Raw genomic sequence first — 14,640 nt, 5'->3', positions numbered from 1 at the left:
GATCAAGGTTACGAGAATTCGGCGCGCGCCTTTTCAGCCTCCGCAAAGCTCGCGTCGATTGCCTCAACGCTGATGCGGTGGCGGAACACGAGCACGTACGCGAGGGTCACGAGCAGCACGAACGGGATGCCCACCATGGCCGCGAGCTGCATGCGCTCAACGGCGATCACCGTGGAGAACACAAAAAGCAGCCCAGCGATGCCCGCAATCGCCGTCACCACGCCACCGGGCATGCGGAACAGTTCGCGCCCGTCGCGCGTGCGGTGGTAGACGATGTAGGTGACGAGGATCAGAACCCACACGATGACCGCCGAGAAGATCACGGTCGACATGATGAGGGGGAACAGGCCGCCGATGCCCGTCATCGCAAGCACCACGACGACGAGGATCCCGCACGCGTGCACGATGATGCCGGGCAGCGGAATGCCGCGCGTGGTCGTGCGCTCGAGTACTCGCGGGGCGAGCGAATCCGCGGCGAGTGAGTGAAGAAAGCGCGAGCCCGCATACACGTTCGCGTTCGCGGCGGACAGCGCGGTGATCACCACGATGAGATTCGTGAGGCCCGCCGCAGCGGGAATCCCGAGCTCGTGGAACACCATAACGAACGGTGACAAGCGCACGTCACCAGCGGCACCCGAGGCCTCTTTCCACGGCACGAGCGCGACGATAATCCCTATCGCTGCAACGTAGAAGAAGCTCAATCGAACCACGGTCGACTGCGCGGCCGTGCGGATCGACCGCGCGGGATCCTTCGCCTCTGCTGCCGAGATGGACAGCATCTCGATGCCGCCAAAAGAAAACATCACGAGCGCCATCGATACCCACACGCCCTTGAAGCCAAAGGGCATGAAGCCACCGTCGTTCGTCCAGTTCGAGACCCCGGCAGCAGGTGTTCCCGGGAGACCGAAGAACACGAGACACAGTCCCACGAGAATGAAGACGACGACCGCGATGACTTTGATGCTCGAAAGCCAAAACTCGATCGTGCCGAAGCTCTTGACGCTCACCACGTTGATCGCAACGACAATCGCGCCGAGGATCGCGACCCCCGCCCACTGCGGAAGATCCGGAGCCCAGAACTGGAGATACAGGCTGCACGCATACAGTTCTGCGGCGGTCACCCCGACCGTCACGATCCAGTAGAGCCACCGCACGAGATAGCCCCAAAAAGGCGAGAGGTAGCGCGCGGCGAGTGTGCCAAATCCGCCCTGGACGGGGTGGCGCGAAGCCATCTCGCCCATCGCGAGGGCGATGGTCATGGCGATGGCGGAGCCGATCGCAAAGCTGATGATCACGGCGGGACCGGCCACGGCGATCGCATCTCCGGAACCGAGGAACAAGCCGGTGCCGAGCGCGGAGCCCATCGCGATCATGGCCATCTGTCGATGCGTGAGTGATCGGGAAAGGTGGCCGTGTTCGTGGGGATCGCCGGCTGTAGACGGGGGTGACGATGGGGAGGTCATTACATAAATGTATTCAATTTTTTGGCAACGTGCGCGTATGGCCACCAGGTGACACGAAAAAGCGGCGGGTGTGGACCCGCCGCTTCCTCGTTCGCTCTCGTTCGAGCGTTTACGCTATGCCGTTCAGGCGCGCGCACCCTTCGCGGCAACGACCTGGACAACGAGGTTCGCGTAAACCTCTTCGTGCAGGCGCACCGTCACGGTGTACTCGCCGAGCGACTTGATCGGCGCGGTGAACTCGACCTTGCGGCGATCGATCTCGCGATCGAAGCCAGCCTTGACAGCCTCGGCAACCTCGGCGGCGGTCACGGCGCCAAAGAGGCGGCCGTTCTGGCCCGCACGCTCGGCCACGACGACCGGCTTGGTCTGGAGAAGGTCACGCAGTGCCTGCGCGTCCTCGAGCGACGCCACGGCGCGCTTCGAGTTTGCGGCAGCCATCTGCTCGAGCTGGCGCTCAGCGCCCTTGGTCCACGGCGTGGCAAGGCCGCGCGGCAGGAGGTAGTTGCGCGCGTAGCCGGCCTTGACCTCGACGACATCGCCGGGGCCGCCGAGCTTGGAAACCTCGTTGGTGAGGATGAGCTTGGTAGTAGCCATTTTTCTCTATCCTTCCTTGGCTCAGCGACCGGAGGTCGAGTAGGGAAGGAGGGCGATCTCGCGGGCGTTCTTGACGGCCTTCGCGATCTTGCGCTGCTCCTGGACACTGACGCCGGTCACGCGGCGTGCACGGATCTTTCCGCGATCCGAAATGAACTTACGCAGAACCGCGGGGTCCTTGTAGTCGATGTTCTCGATACCGGCGCTCTTGAGCGGGTTCTGCTTCTTCTTGGGCTTACGAAGCTCTGGCTTCGCCATCGTGGTGCTCCTTTGAGTGAGGGGAGCCCGGGCTTTCTACCCGGGATGGAATGGATAAATTGAGGATGTGTGCCGAGTGGCGCGGCGCGATTTAGAAGGGCGGTGGCTCTTCGGCGCCGCCGTTGCTCCAGGGGTCAACATCGGCGGGGTTCTGGCCGCCCTGCGGTCCACCCTGGGCGCCACCGCGGTTACCGCCGTAGCCTCCCTGGTTGGAATAGCCGCCTTGGCCGCCACCGTAGTTGCCGCCACCGCTGTTACCACCGTTGAAACCGCCACCGAAGTTTCCGCCGCCGCCGCGCTGAGTGCGGGTCGGCTTCGCGGTCGCGTAGCGAAGCGAAGGACCGATCTCGTCGACCTGGAGTTCGATCGAGGTGCGGTTATTGCCTTCGCGGTCGGTGTAGGAGCGCTGCTGGAGGCGGCCCTGAACGATCACGCGGGTGCCCTTCGTGAGGGACTCGGCGACATTCTCGGCTGCATCGCGCCAGATGGAGCAGCGCAGGAAGAGAGCTTCGCCGTCCTTCCATTCGCCCGACTGGCGGTCGAACGTGCGGGGGGCCGACGCGACGGTGAACGACGCGACGGGAATCCCCGAGTTCGTAAAGCGCAGCTCGGGATCGGCGGTCAGGTTTCCGACGACGGTGATGACGGTATCGTTCGCCATGACTCTCCTTCAGCTGATGGTGCGGTGTGGCTTGTAAACGAGGTTTTTACTTCTCGTCGACGCGCATGAGCTTCGTGCGCAGAACGGACTCGTTGAGGCCGAGCTGGCGATCGAGCTCCTTGGCGGTCTCGGGCTTCGAGGTGAAGCTCAGGACGACGTAGATGCCTTCCTGCTTCTTGTCGATCTCGTAGGCGAACTTGCGCTTGCCCCACACGTCGGTGTTGTCGACGGTGCCGCCCTCAGCAGGAACAACCTTGATGAGCTTCTCAAAAGTGGTGTCCACGGTACGCTCGTCGATCGACGGGTCCAGGATCACAACCATTTCGTACTTACGCATGTGTAAATCCCCACCTCCTGTGGTCTATCGCGGCCACGGTCCTTCCGTGGCAGGAGGGTCATGCATGCGCCTGCGGTTTTCCACAGACTTCCCAAGTCTAGCGGCTCGCCCGGGTTCGGGGAAGGGGGTCCGACGGTGGCCTGGACCTCACCGCTACCGAGGTTCTTTCGGCGCTTCGGTCGGCTCGGCGGGTTTGTCGTTGCCGCGCGTCGGCTGCACCTTCGGGGTCTTGGGCTTTTCGCTCGGTTCGGGCTTCGGTTCAGGCTTCGGCTTCGGTTCAGGCTTCGGCTTCGGTTCAGGCTTCGGCTTCGGCGCTGGCGATGCCGGCTTCTCCTCGGAGGGAGAAGGAGACGGCTCGGGCGCCTCCTGCGACGGCTCCTCGGTTGCGGGCGGCTCCTCACTCGGCTCTTCCGATGGTGCCTCGGTCACCTCGGGTTCCTTGGTTTCGCGCGGCGCGGGCGCCTGCGTCCGCTTTCGCCTCTTCCGCTTCTTCTTGCCATCGGTATCGACTTCGTCGGGGAAGTCGAGTTCGTCCTGCCCGTCGAGGGCGCTCGTCATGATGTCGCCGAAGATGCTCGCGGGTGCGCCGCCGCCGGTCATGTCATCCCACGGGCCGAACGGGGTGAGTGGCTCTTCAGTGCGGCCGTCGGCACTTGGTTGGAACATGCCCACCGCGGTCACTAGCTGCGGGGTGTAGCCCACGAAGAGCGCCGAGCGGAACGAGCTTGAAGTACCCGTCTTACCCGCGACCGGGCGGCCATCCATTTTTTCATTGACGATTCGTGCCGAGCCGCGGGAGCTCGTGGGTTCCTGGAGGGCTACGGTCGCGTTGATCGCCGTGGACTCCTTGAGAACTCGCTCGCCGTCATCTTTGTAGGCGTACTTGTGCGAACCGTCAGCATTCGTCACTTTTTCGACGATGTGCGGCGTGCGCTTGATCCCGCCCGAGGCGATCACGGAATACGACCCCGCGAGCTCGAGAACCGTGAGCGATGAAGAGCCAAGGACGTTGCTCGGGCTGTCGTCGAGACCGGGCGTCTTCTCGGAAAGCCCCATCTTGACGGCCGCTTCGCGCGTCTTCTCGGCGCCCATGTCAACGTTGAGTGCCGCATAGGGCGTGTTGTAGGAGTGCCGCGTCGCGGTCAGGAGATCGACGCTGCCACGCGAGACATTGCCGAAGTTCTTGACGGTCCACCCCTTGAAGGTCCTAGGCGAAGAGGCGTCCCAGTTGGAGTGGAGGCTATAGCCCTCCTCGAGCGCCGCAACAAGCGTGAACGCCTTGAACGTTGAACCGGCCTGCATGCGCGACTGGGTAGCGTCGTTCCGCTGCTGCTTGAGGTAGTCCTCGCCGCCGTAGAGCGCCCGGATCGCACCGGTTGACGGGTCGATGCTCACGGTTCCCACGCGATTATTCTCGGGGCGGTCCTCGGGAAGATTCGCGATCGCTTCGACGGTCGATTCTTGCGTGTGCTTGTCGATCGTCGAAACGATCGTGTAGCCGCCCGTGTCGATGTCGTCCTCGTCAAAGCCTCGCGCCTCGAGTTCCTTGCGCACCGCCATCATGAGGTAGCCGTTTGTGCCGCGCAACGAGTTTTGGGGCTTGTATTCGATCGTCTCGGGGAAGCTGAGCTTGTCGGCTTCCTCCTTCGTGAGGCTTCCCGTCTCGTTGACCTCTCGGTCGATGACGCGCTGCCAGAGCGCCTTCGCTTTATCGGGATTCTTCGCCGGGTCGTAGGCGCTCGGTGCGGGAATGACGGCGACGAGAAGTGCGGCCTCGGCGTCATCGAGCTCGCTCGCACTCTTGCCGAAGTAGGCCTGCGCCGCCTCTTCGATTCCGTAGGCGGAACGACCAAAGTAGATCGTATTGAGGTAGCGCGAAAGGATCTCGTTCTTGTCGAGCTCCTCATCGATTTTGACGGCCATGATCATTTCGCGCACCTTGCCGGTATACGACGTGACCTTGCCCGTGTAGTAGTTCTCGACGTACTGCTGGGTGATCGTCGAAGCCCCCTGGCGGGAGCCGCCAGAAAGGTTGTTCACGAGAGCGCGCACGATACCCTTCGGCGAAATGCCGCGGTTCTCGTAGAACGTGGAGTCCTCGGAGGCGACGACAGCCTCCTTGACGTTGTCCGGGATCTCGTCGGCGGGCAGGATCGTGCGATTGAGGTCGCTGAACTCGCCGAGGAGAGTCTTTCCGTCCGAGTAGTACACGCGGGTCGTTTGAGCAACGGCGATATCGGTCGGCTCGGGTACTTCGGTAGTCGCATAAAGCCACGCACCGAAGCCCACGCCAGCACAGAAGAGAACGAGGACGGCCGCGGAAAGGAGGCGCCACGAGGGAAGCCACCGCGAAAACCCTTCTTTTCCGGCGCGCGGGTAGTTGAGAAAGTTCGTGGGCTTGGGTTTGGGCTTGGGCTTAGACGCAGCCGTGCCTGCTGCCGCTACAGCGTGCCGGCCTTTCGCGGGCGCGGCGCTTTCGGGGCGCGGTTTCGTGCGGCTGCGACCAATGCTCGCTGCCGCGGGAGTGGTCGCAGGGCGCGCTGCACGCTTTCCGCTCGAGCGGGTACGGCTCGTCCCCTTTGGGCTCTTGTCGCTCACTTCGAGGTTCCTCTCGTCGCCGGCGCGCTTTCGTGCGCCCCATTATGCGCCCACCATTCCTGAAGGCGCCTCGAGGCTTCCTCCTCGCCGAGGGGCCCCTCCTCCATGCGTAGCTCAAGAAGGTAGGCATATGCCTTGCCGACTGCCGGGCCGGGCTTGAGGTCAAGAATCTGCATGATCGCGCGGCCATCCAGATCGGGCCGGATTTTGGAGATCTCTTCTTGTTCCGCGAGCTCGGCGATGCGTTTTTCGAGGTCATCGTAGGCTTCGCGAAGGCGCTGGGCCTTGCGCTTGTTACGCGTCGTGCAATCGGCGCGCGTGAGGCGGTGAAGGCGTTCGAGCTGATCGCCCGCGTCCGTCACGTAGCGGCGCACGGCCGAGTCTGTCCATTCGCTATCCGCGTAGCCGTGAAAGCGAAGATGCAGTTCGATGAGGTGTGCGACCGCCTTGGTCGTCTCCTTATCGAACTTGAGTGCCTTCATGCGGGCCTTCGCCATGCGCGCCCCCACGACTTCGTGGAACCGGAAGGTCACGACTCCGCCTTCTTCGTAGCGGCGCGTATTGGGCTTCGCGCAATCGTGCATGAGCGCCGCGAATCGCAAAATGAAATCGGGGCCGGGAACCGGTCCTTCGGGGCCTGTTTCAAGGTCAATCGCCTGCTCAAGCACCGTGAGCGAATGCGTATAGACATCCTTGTGTCTGTGGTGTTCATCGATCTCGAGCCGCATCGCGGGAAGCTCGGGAAGGATGATGTCGGCAAGGCCAAGATCGACCATCTGCTCGAGGGCACGCCTCGGGTGATCGCCGAGCATGAGCTTGACGAGTTCTTCGCGCACACGCTCGGCGCTCACGATCTCGAGGCGGCCGGCGAGGGCGGCGATTGCGCGCGCGGTCCCCTCCTCGATGTCGAATCCAAGGGTCGAGGCGAAACGTACGGCGCGCATCATCCGAAGCGGGTCGTCGCTGAAGGACTGTTCGGGGGCGACCGGTGTGCGAAGAAGCCCCGCGGCAAGATCTTCGAGGCCGCCGAACGGATCGATGAACTCGAGGGAGGGAAGGCGCACGGCCATCGCGTTCACGGTGAAGTCGCGTCGCGAGAGATCGCCATCGATCGTGTCACCGTACGCGACCTGCGGCTTTCGAGACTGCGGATCGTATTCCTCCGTACGGTACGTCGTGATCTCGACCTTGACGCCGTCGAGCTGCGCGCCGAGCGTGCCAAACTCGCGCCCCATGTCCCAGATCGCGCCCCGTTTGCCGACCCACTGCCGAAGAATCTGCTCCGTCGACTCGGGCCGCGCCGACGTCGTGAAATCAAGGTCATCGCTACTGCGGCCAAGAAGGGCATCGCGCACGGGCCCGCCGACGAGTGCCAATTCCTCGCCCGCAGTCTCGAACATGTGGCCGAGCTCGTGAACGGAGGCTGGAAGCGCCTGGAACATGCTCCGCGCGCGGATGCGAACGGTCTCGATCCCCATGCGGTGTGCTTCACGCTTGTCGCCGTTAGTCACGTCGTTCATTCCTCACCTTGATCTGTGATGTGCGGATCGCTCCGCGCGCGCCACCCGTGTTTGGCACGTGGCACGAAGCTGCGCCCTCTACAGTGGTTCCATGCTTCGATCCGTGACGCGGCGCGTTTGTCGCGCCCTCTTCGTCATGGTCGCACTGTATTCGATCCTGTGTGCGGCTCTCGTGCCCGCCGGCGCGCTCGCCCAGCGGGACACCGCAGCGTACCAGTTTACCGGCCAGCAACCGCCCACGAATGTGGCACTGACCGCACCCGCGCTACCGTCGGAACCCGCCCCGTCACCGGAACCTGACGCCCGCGCGCCCCTCACGCTCGATCTTCGCGCGCTCTCCCCCGAGGCGGTGAAGCCGGGCGGTACGGTCGAAGCCCGCGTGAACATTACCAACACGGGAAGCACCCCGCTCGAGGGCGTGGCCCTTCAGCTCTCGGGGCTCACGTCGCGAGTCACGGATCGCACGATTGCCGACGAATGGGCGGCGATGGACACGGCGGATACTTCGCACCGAGGAACGGTGCGCGGAACTTCGGCCACGCGCACGCTCGGGCCGGGCGAGGCCGCCGAGTTCACGGTGCGCGTCCCGGCGGACTCTCTCGGCTACACGCGAGACGAATCACTGTGGGGGCCGCGCCGCATCGCCCTCACGGCAGTCACGGGGGCGCAGTCGTCAGCCGACGGCACCCAGCCCTCCACCGGAGGCACCGCCGCCGCAACTCTCCGCACGTTTCTCGTGTGGCAGCCCACCGCCGAAACGCCCCGGATTTCCCTCGCCTACCTCGCGCCTCTCGCAAGTACCGATCCCGCTCTCGCGGCGACCGACCCCGACGCCTTCGCCAAGGACGTTCGCGAGGGTGCCTTCGCTGCGCAGTGGGACATTGCCCAGCGTACTGACGTGAGCTGGTGGCTCGATCCTTCCATGCTCACTGACCTCAAGGTTCCCAAAGGGATGAGTACGCTCGACGAAGCGCTGTCTAAGCTCGATCCCGCACCTTCCGACTCCACGCCGAGCCCGAGCCCTTCCCCGTCCACGACCCCCGCTGCCTCCGACGCGGGCGGCGCCGATGAACCCGCGAGCGCACCCGCCCCCGGCACCACGTGGGGGCAGGATCACACCTGGAACGAGCGCCGCTCTGCGCTTATCGACGCGGCTTCGCGCCACGACGTCACGCTCGCGCCTTTCGCCCTCGCGAGCCCGGCAACTGCCCGCTCGACCGCGAAGCTGCTGGAGAAAGAGGCCTCCGCCGCTGCGACAAGCACGGGCCTCAGCACGGCGCCGACAGTCGTCCGCATGGAACCCGAGGCGGTCTCTGCGAAAGCGATACGCGCATCGGGCGCGAAAGTCGCTCTTGTCCCCGCCGAATCCTTCTTCTCCTCCACGAACCCCAACGTCACACCGAGCGGCTACGCGCAGCTTGCACGCAAGGGTGAATCCACGGTCGCTCTCGTTGGCTACGACACGCGTCTGACCGAGCTTTCGGAGCATCTCGCTGACGCACGCGACCCCGAACTGTCCTACCAGCGGGCTCTCGCGGACACGGCACTCATCGCGGGCCAGCCGGCGTCGGCCCCGCGCACCCTCCTGCTCGCGCCGTCCGCGACCTCTTCACTGAACCCCGAGCGCACGTCGCACCTGCTCGATGCCTTGAGCGCCGCGCCGTGGGTCACCCACGCCCCTGCATCCACGCTTCTCGACGCGGCGAAGGCAGGAAAAGGCACGACCTCGATCATCGGCGAAGGTGGAAACTACTGGGTTGGCACGGTGAAGTCCGTGCGCGCGATCGGTGAGGGTTCCGACGCCAGCCCCGCCCACATCGACGCCTCGCCCGAAAAGGTGCCGGCGGGCGCAAGCGAACGGGTCGAAAAGAGCCTCACGTCGCTCACAGACGTGCGCGCGACGCTCAAGGACCCGAGCTACCTTTCCGGAGCGGTTCTTCTGGCGGCCTCGGGGGTGAGCAGCCCGTTTTTCGCGGACACGAACGCGCACGTTCGGCGGCTTTCTAGCATCGCGACGGTGACGGAAGCGAACACCCGGCGAATCTCGCTCACACTCGCGGGAACCTACAACCTCGTCTCCAACGAGGCATCGATCCCATTTACCGTCCACAACGGATTCCCCACCCCGGCGACGCTCGTGCCCACGGTGTCGTTTTCTGACCGCATCGCAAAGACGGGCGGGAAGCTCTCACCAATCACTCTCCCCGCCCTCACGACGAGCGATCACTCCATTCCCGTGCAAGCCGTGAAAAGCGGGAACGGCACGTTCACGGTGATGATCGCGAGCGACAACGGGGTCATCCTTGATTCTCGCGAGAGCCAACTGAGCGTCAATCCGGAGTGGGAGAACTGGACGACTCTCGTCGCGATGGTGCTTCTTGCCGCGCTCGTCGCCACGGGCGTGGTCCGCGCGGGCCGCACGAAGTCGGACGCCCGCAGCCCTGCCATCACGGCGCCCGAGGATCTTGAGAGCGTCGACGACCCCGACGCCTCCCCGCACCATTCGTGACACAGGAATTAAGGACCCGAACCGAACTATGAACAAACCGAGCACCTCCTCCGCGCGGGGCAAAGCTATGCGCGCGAGCGCCGTTATGGCTGTTGCCTCCGCGTCGACCCGACTCCTGGGTTTCGTGCGCACCTTTTTGCTCGGCATGGTGCTCGGCGGCTCGGCATCGATCGCGGCGAACGCCTATTCGGCAGCGCAAATTCTGCCGAATTCGCTGTGGATCCTCATCGGCGGCGGCACGCTCAACGCGATCCTCGTACCGGCGGTCGTGCGCGCAGCGAAGCTCCCGGATAGGGGCGAGGATTTCTGTTCGCGCCTGTTCACCCTGTTCTTCGTTGTCGCGGCGGCCATCACGACCCTGTGCACGCTCGCCGTTCCGCTCCTCACGGTCGTGGCGAACTCAAAGCTCGACCCGGGAACGGCGCAGGCCGCGACGGTTCTCGGCTATTTCATGATGCCGCAGATGATTTTCTCGTGCATCTACATCATGTTCGGGCAGATCCTCAACGCACACGAGAGCTTCGGTCCGTTCACGTGGGCCCCCGCGCTCAACAACATCATGAACATTGCGGGCTCGATCCTGTTCCTCGTTTTGTGGGGCACGCAGCCGGATGGCACGCAGTGGACGTGGGGCATGGTGCTCGTGCTCGCGTTTTCCCAAGTGGGCGGCAGCGCCGCGCAGGCCCTGCTCGTGTGGGCCTGGACGAGGAAGATCGGCCTCAAGATCAGGTTCAAGTGGGGTTTTCGCGGTCTGGGCCTGCGCAAGCTCGGCACGATGGGCCTGTGGACGTTCGCCATGATGGTCGTTGGCCAGATCGCGGTGTTCGCACGCCGCTGGTCAACGGGCGGTGCAGTCTCGGCGGTGGAAAAAGCGCAAGCGAGCGGCATCGGCGCTTCCCGCGAGCTTTATCCCGCTCTCGCGGCCCTCGACTGGTCCTATACGGTTTTCATGCTCCCGCAGGGCATCATCGCCGTATCGCTCGTGACGAGCATCTTCCCGCGGATGTCGAAGCGCGTGACCGAACACGACCACCTCGGGGCCTACCGCACGTATTCGTCGATGAACAGGATTCTGTTCGTGCCGATGATCCTCGCGACCGCCGTGCTCGTTGTTCTCGCGGCGCCGATCATGTGGGTCGTTGTGGGCGGCACGAGTCCCACGGGCGCGGGCGCAAACGGGCTCGTGCTCATCGGCTACACGCTGGGACTTCCCGCGTTCGCGGCAACCTACCTCGTGACCCGCTACTTCTACGCCTATGAAGACACCCGCACGGCGTTCCTGATGCGCGTTCCCCCGACGGTGCTCTCGCTTATCGCGATCCCCGTGATCCTTTTCTGGGTCGATCCTCGCTATGCCGCTGCGGCGGGCGCTTTCGTAAGCTCGGTCGGGATTCTGATCGGGTGGCTCGAGGGCGTGTGGCACATGCGGCGCAATCTCGCCCGCAAGGGCGTCGACATGAGTCAGGTGAACTCGTTCGGTGCCGTGTCGATGGTTGCCCGTCTTCTCGTTGCCGGCCTCGTCTCGATGGCCGCGGGCTGGGGTCTCCTCGCGCTTCTCGGCGATCTCACGTGGAGGGGGCGCCTCATCGCGATCGTCGTGGGCGTGATCGTTGCGGCGGTGATGACAGGGGTGTTTGCTCTTGTCGCGTGGGGGCTTCGCGTGTCGGAGATTCGCGATGCGGCAACGATGATCGCCTCCCGAATCATGCGCAAGCGTGGCCGCGGGAAACCGGCAGAAAAGCCGCAGGAGGAGACTCCCGCCGCCGTGGAGGAAACCTCGAGCGTGCCAGAGGCACCCCGCTACGATGGTCAAACATCGGATCGAACTGTTCAAGCGAACCAAAGGATGACCGTGACCGATATTCGCAGCCTCGAGGAGCTTTTTTCCTCCCTCTCACTGAGCCCTGCCCTGGACGGTTCGGGGCGCGGAGAATCTGGCCGCGTGCCATCGTCCACCACCGAAGGGGCGTCGTGGCATCGCGGTGTGAAGGAAAGCGGCGAGCCGATTCTCGTATTCCTCGTGCGCGGGGAGTTTGCCGCCGATGTTCTCGATGCGGCCCGCCGCGTGTCTCTCGTGAGCGTTCCCGGCCTCGAGGCCGTCCACGACGTGCTTGAGCCGAGCGACGGCGACTCGAAGGCGACCGCGGTGGTGTACACCGATCCGGGCCTTCCCACCCTCGCCGACCTCACCCGCGACGGCGCGCTTCGCGCAGAGACGGTCCGCACGATCGCGGGTCGCGTGACGACGACGCTCCAGGAGGCCCGTAGCAAGGGCATTCGCCACCACCACCTTGACGAGGATCGCGTGTTCGTGGACCTCGAGCACGATCAGGTGACGATCCTCGGCGCAGGTGTCGAAGATGCGGGCGACGAGGGTCTTTTGCACCTCACCGAACCCTTCACGCTCAGCCCGGACGTGCGAGCCGTGGGCCGGGTTCTATATGTCGGGCTCGCGGGGCGCGGGCCGGAGTTTTTCGGTTCCGACGCCTCCTTCGATCCGTCGACAACGTCTCCGCGCACGGTTCCCGCCGAGCTGGGTGCGCTCACTGCGGCTCTTCTGACGCCGCTCACGCCGAATGCGCCCGCGGATGGGCCGCGTCCGATGTCGATTGAGGATGTACGCGAGGAGCTTTCACCGTGGCAGTCGCTTCCGGTCACTCTCGAGGCGTACGATCCCGAGCAACACGCGGGGGCGCCTGTCCCACTCGCGGTGCGCAAGGCCGCGGGACCCGTTGTCGCGGGGCCGTTTGAGCGCCAGGCGGAAGCACAGAGCGAAGCTGCGGTAAGCGATCCCAAATCGCCTGCTCCCGCCGAAAACCCCGAGACCACCGAGAGTGTCAAGGCCACCGAGACCGCCGAGCACACCGAGAACGCTGAACACACCGAAACTCCCGCGAACAGCGAAGGACCCGAAATCACCGAGGGCTCCGAGGCCCCTGAAGCCCCTGAGGTCCCTGAGGCCACGCTGACGGGCACGGCCGAGACGGTCGACAAGCCCCATGCGGATTCTGAAACGCCGTGGTCCGAAGTCATCGATGCCCCTCAGGACCCGAGCGCGGCGAGCACCTTCCCCGGCCACATCGACCCGAGTACGCACTACGCCCCGGCTGCGCCAGCGGAGGAACCCACGGCGCCGGTGGCGCCCGTCGCCCCTGCCGCACCCGCCCCTATTCCGGTCGCGGGTCGCGAGGAGTCCCTCGCCGAATCTCCGCGCACACCAAACACGAACGATGAACCCCACCCAGCTCCCGGCCGCCCGGCCGTGGCGCCTCCCTCGGCAGTGCAGCACGCTGCCCCTCGCGTGCGCCAAAACGCTCCCGGAGCCGGTGTCGTCATCCCCGTGCAGGGCCGTGACGCGAGCGCCTTCGACGCGAACGCTCCCGCCCCGCAAAGCCCACAGCACGCTTCGGCATTCCGCGACGTCATGGACATCGCACTCGCCTCCGACGCATCGGGGAGCACCCCGGCTTCCGGCGGCAGCACGGTGTCTCGCTCGACAACGGCGCGCGTCATTCTCGTTGCTGCCCTTCTCGCCGTCATCCTCGGCCTCGTCTGGGCGGTGACGTCCGTGACGTCGGTGGGCCGCCACAATCGAGATGTCGCCACGAGCCCAACCACGCAGGCGTCGGAAGAAAAAACCCCGAAAGAAACCGAAGCCCCGGCCGAAAAGCCGAGCGAAAAACCAACCGAGACGCCCAAACCACTCGCGCCGCTCAACCAGGTGAGCATCGTGTACCCGCCGGATCCCACGAAGGCTGATAAACCCGAGAGGGCGGGGAACATGCTCGACGGCGATCCGAATACCGTGTGGAAGACCCAGCGGTACAAGGGTGCCGATTTCGGCAAGCTTCGCGACGGGATGGGCGTCAAGCTCGACCTCGGCGAAGGCGAAGTCAAGAACGTCCGCGTAACGCCCGGCGCGCAGCAGGGCGGCACGATCGAGCTGCGCACCCTGACTGAGGACGGCCAGCTCGGCGACGTGCTCGCCTCGGGCGAAGTTGCCGCCGGCCAAGATCTCACCCTCACGCCTGAAAAGCCCGTCGACGCACGTTCGCTCGTGCTGTGGGCCCCGAACCTCGGCGCTATCGATGGCGGGTACCGCCTCGAAATCGCCGAAGTGAAGGTCAATCAGGAATGAGCTTCTTTCGTCGCGGCTCGCGTCGCCGCTCACGCGCGCGAGGCGAATTGAAAAGCTGGACGGGCTTCCCACCCGGGGTGTTCGCCGCGTTTCTCGTCGTGACGATTCTCCTTGGCGTCATGCTGTCGTGGGCGCTCAACCTCAGCGTGAAAATGGACGCCCCTGCCTCGCAAAGCATCGCCGATTCGAACTCGGCCCCCGGCACCGATAATGCCGGCCTTCCGGTACTCACCGAGTACACGCTCGGTGCCGAAGTCCAAAACCTTCTCGATACCGGAAGCCTGCAAACGCCCGCGACGTTCGACGTCACGCAGTGCCTGAAGTCCCTGTCGTCGAAAGAGTCGGTGCTTATGCTCGAGCGGGTGTCGTGGGGCGCCGACGAAAACGCGTGGCTCCTTGTGCTCGATGAGCATAACCTCACGCAAGTTCGCCGCGAGGGTGGGGAAGTTTCCGCGTCCGTCGTGCGTTCCACATGCGGAAGAAATGCCGACGGCGCCTCCGATCTCCTGTTTTCCGCACGGGTACTCGTGGATCCGAAGAGCTGACCGCGGATCTCAGCCTT

10 protein-coding genes are annotated in these 14,640 nt (G+C 64.7%); 3 read left to right on the top strand and 7 right to left on the bottom strand.

Annotation, left to right across the window (positions count from 1 at the left end; all coding sequences use genetic code 11):
• Positions 1-8 precede the first annotated feature (8 nt).
• The 7 genes from DEHOM01_RS07405 to DEHOM01_RS07375 all read right to left on the bottom strand — a co-directional run bounded on the left by DEHOM01_RS07405 (position 9) and on the right by DEHOM01_RS07375 (position 7,431).
• Complete coding sequence (locus DEHOM01_RS07405; RefSeq protein ID WP_061212181.1) at positions 9-1,463, bottom strand: amino acid permease; 1,455 nt, start codon at positions 1,461-1,463, stop codon at positions 9-11.
• A gap of 123 nt (positions 1,464-1,586) precedes the next feature.
• Complete coding sequence (gene rplI, locus DEHOM01_RS07400; RefSeq protein ID WP_016663506.1) at positions 1,587-2,057, bottom strand: 50S ribosomal protein L9; 471 nt, start codon at positions 2,055-2,057, stop codon at positions 1,587-1,589.
• Between the two features lie 21 nt (positions 2,058-2,078).
• A complete protein-coding gene (rpsR, locus tag DEHOM01_RS07395; RefSeq protein WP_016663507.1) occupies positions 2,079-2,315 on the bottom strand; it encodes a 30S ribosomal protein S18 in 237 nt (78 codons plus the stop codon).
• Between the two features lie 91 nt (positions 2,316-2,406).
• Positions 2,407-2,976, bottom strand: a complete 570-nt coding sequence (locus DEHOM01_RS07390; RefSeq protein ID WP_061212180.1) for a single-stranded DNA-binding protein — start codon at positions 2,974-2,976, stop codon at positions 2,407-2,409.
• Between the two features lie 46 nt (positions 2,977-3,022).
• A complete protein-coding gene (gene rpsF / locus DEHOM01_RS07385) occupies positions 3,023-3,313 on the bottom strand; it encodes a 30S ribosomal protein S6 (protein WP_061212179.1) in 291 nt (96 codons plus the stop codon).
• Between the two features lie 153 nt (positions 3,314-3,466).
• On the bottom strand, positions 3,467-5,911 hold the full coding sequence (locus tag DEHOM01_RS07380) for a transglycosylase domain-containing protein (RefSeq protein WP_061212178.1): 2,445 nt from the start codon (positions 5,909-5,911) through the stop codon (positions 3,467-3,469).
• Entirely contained in the window at positions 5,908-7,431 is a 1,524-nt protein-coding gene (locus tag DEHOM01_RS07375; RefSeq protein ID WP_082738785.1) for a CCA tRNA nucleotidyltransferase, read from the bottom strand. Before DEHOM01_RS07375 ends, DEHOM01_RS07380 begins: the two co-directional genes overlap by 4 nt.
• Positions 7,432-7,522: 91 nt before the next feature.
• Here DEHOM01_RS07375 and DEHOM01_RS07370 point away from each other — a divergent pair, with 91 nt between their 5' ends.
• Genes DEHOM01_RS07370 through DEHOM01_RS07360 form a run of 3 tightly spaced genes read left to right on the top strand, consistent with a single transcriptional unit; the run spans position 7,523 to position 14,623 of the window.
• The gene (locus DEHOM01_RS07370; protein WP_061212177.1) at positions 7,523-9,940 is read left to right on the top strand and encodes a DUF6049 family protein; all 2,418 of its coding nucleotides are present in this window, start codon (positions 7,523-7,525) and stop codon (positions 9,938-9,940) included.
• Between the two features lie 28 nt (positions 9,941-9,968).
• On the top strand, positions 9,969-14,078 hold the full coding sequence (locus tag DEHOM01_RS10145; RefSeq protein ID WP_082738784.1) for a murein biosynthesis integral membrane protein MurJ: 4,110 nt from the start codon (positions 9,969-9,971) through the stop codon (positions 14,076-14,078).
• Positions 14,075-14,623, top strand: coding sequence for a hypothetical protein (locus DEHOM01_RS07360; protein ID WP_061212176.1), 549 nt, complete (start codon positions 14,075-14,077; stop codon positions 14,621-14,623). Before DEHOM01_RS10145 ends, DEHOM01_RS07360 begins: the two co-directional genes overlap by 4 nt.
• Positions 14,624-14,640: the final 17 nt, after the last annotated feature.

It is taken from the genome of Dermabacter hominis NBRC 106157 (genome assembly GCF_001570785.1).
Taxonomy (GTDB): domain Bacteria; phylum Actinomycetota; class Actinomycetes; order Actinomycetales; family Dermabacteraceae; genus Dermabacter; species Dermabacter hominis.
This window is presented reverse-complemented; position numbering and strand designations above follow the sequence as displayed.

Bases quoted from the DNA above. Each gene is read 5' to 3' on its own strand.
- DEHOM01_RS07405 (WP_061212181.1), bottom strand. From the start codon at position 1,463: ATGACCTCCCCATCGTCACCCCCGTCTACAGCCGGCGATCCCCACGAA.
- rplI (WP_016663506.1), bottom strand. From the start codon at position 2,057: ATGGCTACTACCAAGCTCATCCTCACCAACGAGGTTTCCAAGCTCGGC.
- rpsR (WP_016663507.1), bottom strand. From the start codon at position 2,315: ATGGCGAAGCCAGAGCTTCGTAAGCCCAAGAAGAAGCAGAACCCGCTC.
- DEHOM01_RS07390 (WP_061212180.1), bottom strand. From the start codon at position 2,976: ATGGCGAACGATACCGTCATCACCGTCGTCGGAAACCTGACCGCCGAT.
- rpsF (WP_061212179.1), bottom strand. From the start codon at position 3,313: ATGCGTAAGTACGAAATGGTTGTGATCCTGGACCCGTCGATCGACGAG.
- DEHOM01_RS07375 (WP_082738785.1), bottom strand. From the start codon at position 7,431: ATGAACGACGTGACTAACGGCGACAAGCGTGAAGCACACCGCATGGGG.
- DEHOM01_RS07370 (WP_061212177.1), top strand. From the start codon at position 7,523: ATGCTTCGATCCGTGACGCGGCGCGTTTGTCGCGCCCTCTTCGTCATG.
- DEHOM01_RS10145 (WP_082738784.1), top strand. From the start codon at position 9,969: ATGAACAAACCGAGCACCTCCTCCGCGCGGGGCAAAGCTATGCGCGCG.
- DEHOM01_RS07360 (WP_061212176.1), top strand. From the start codon at position 14,075: ATGAGCTTCTTTCGTCGCGGCTCGCGTCGCCGCTCACGCGCGCGAGGC.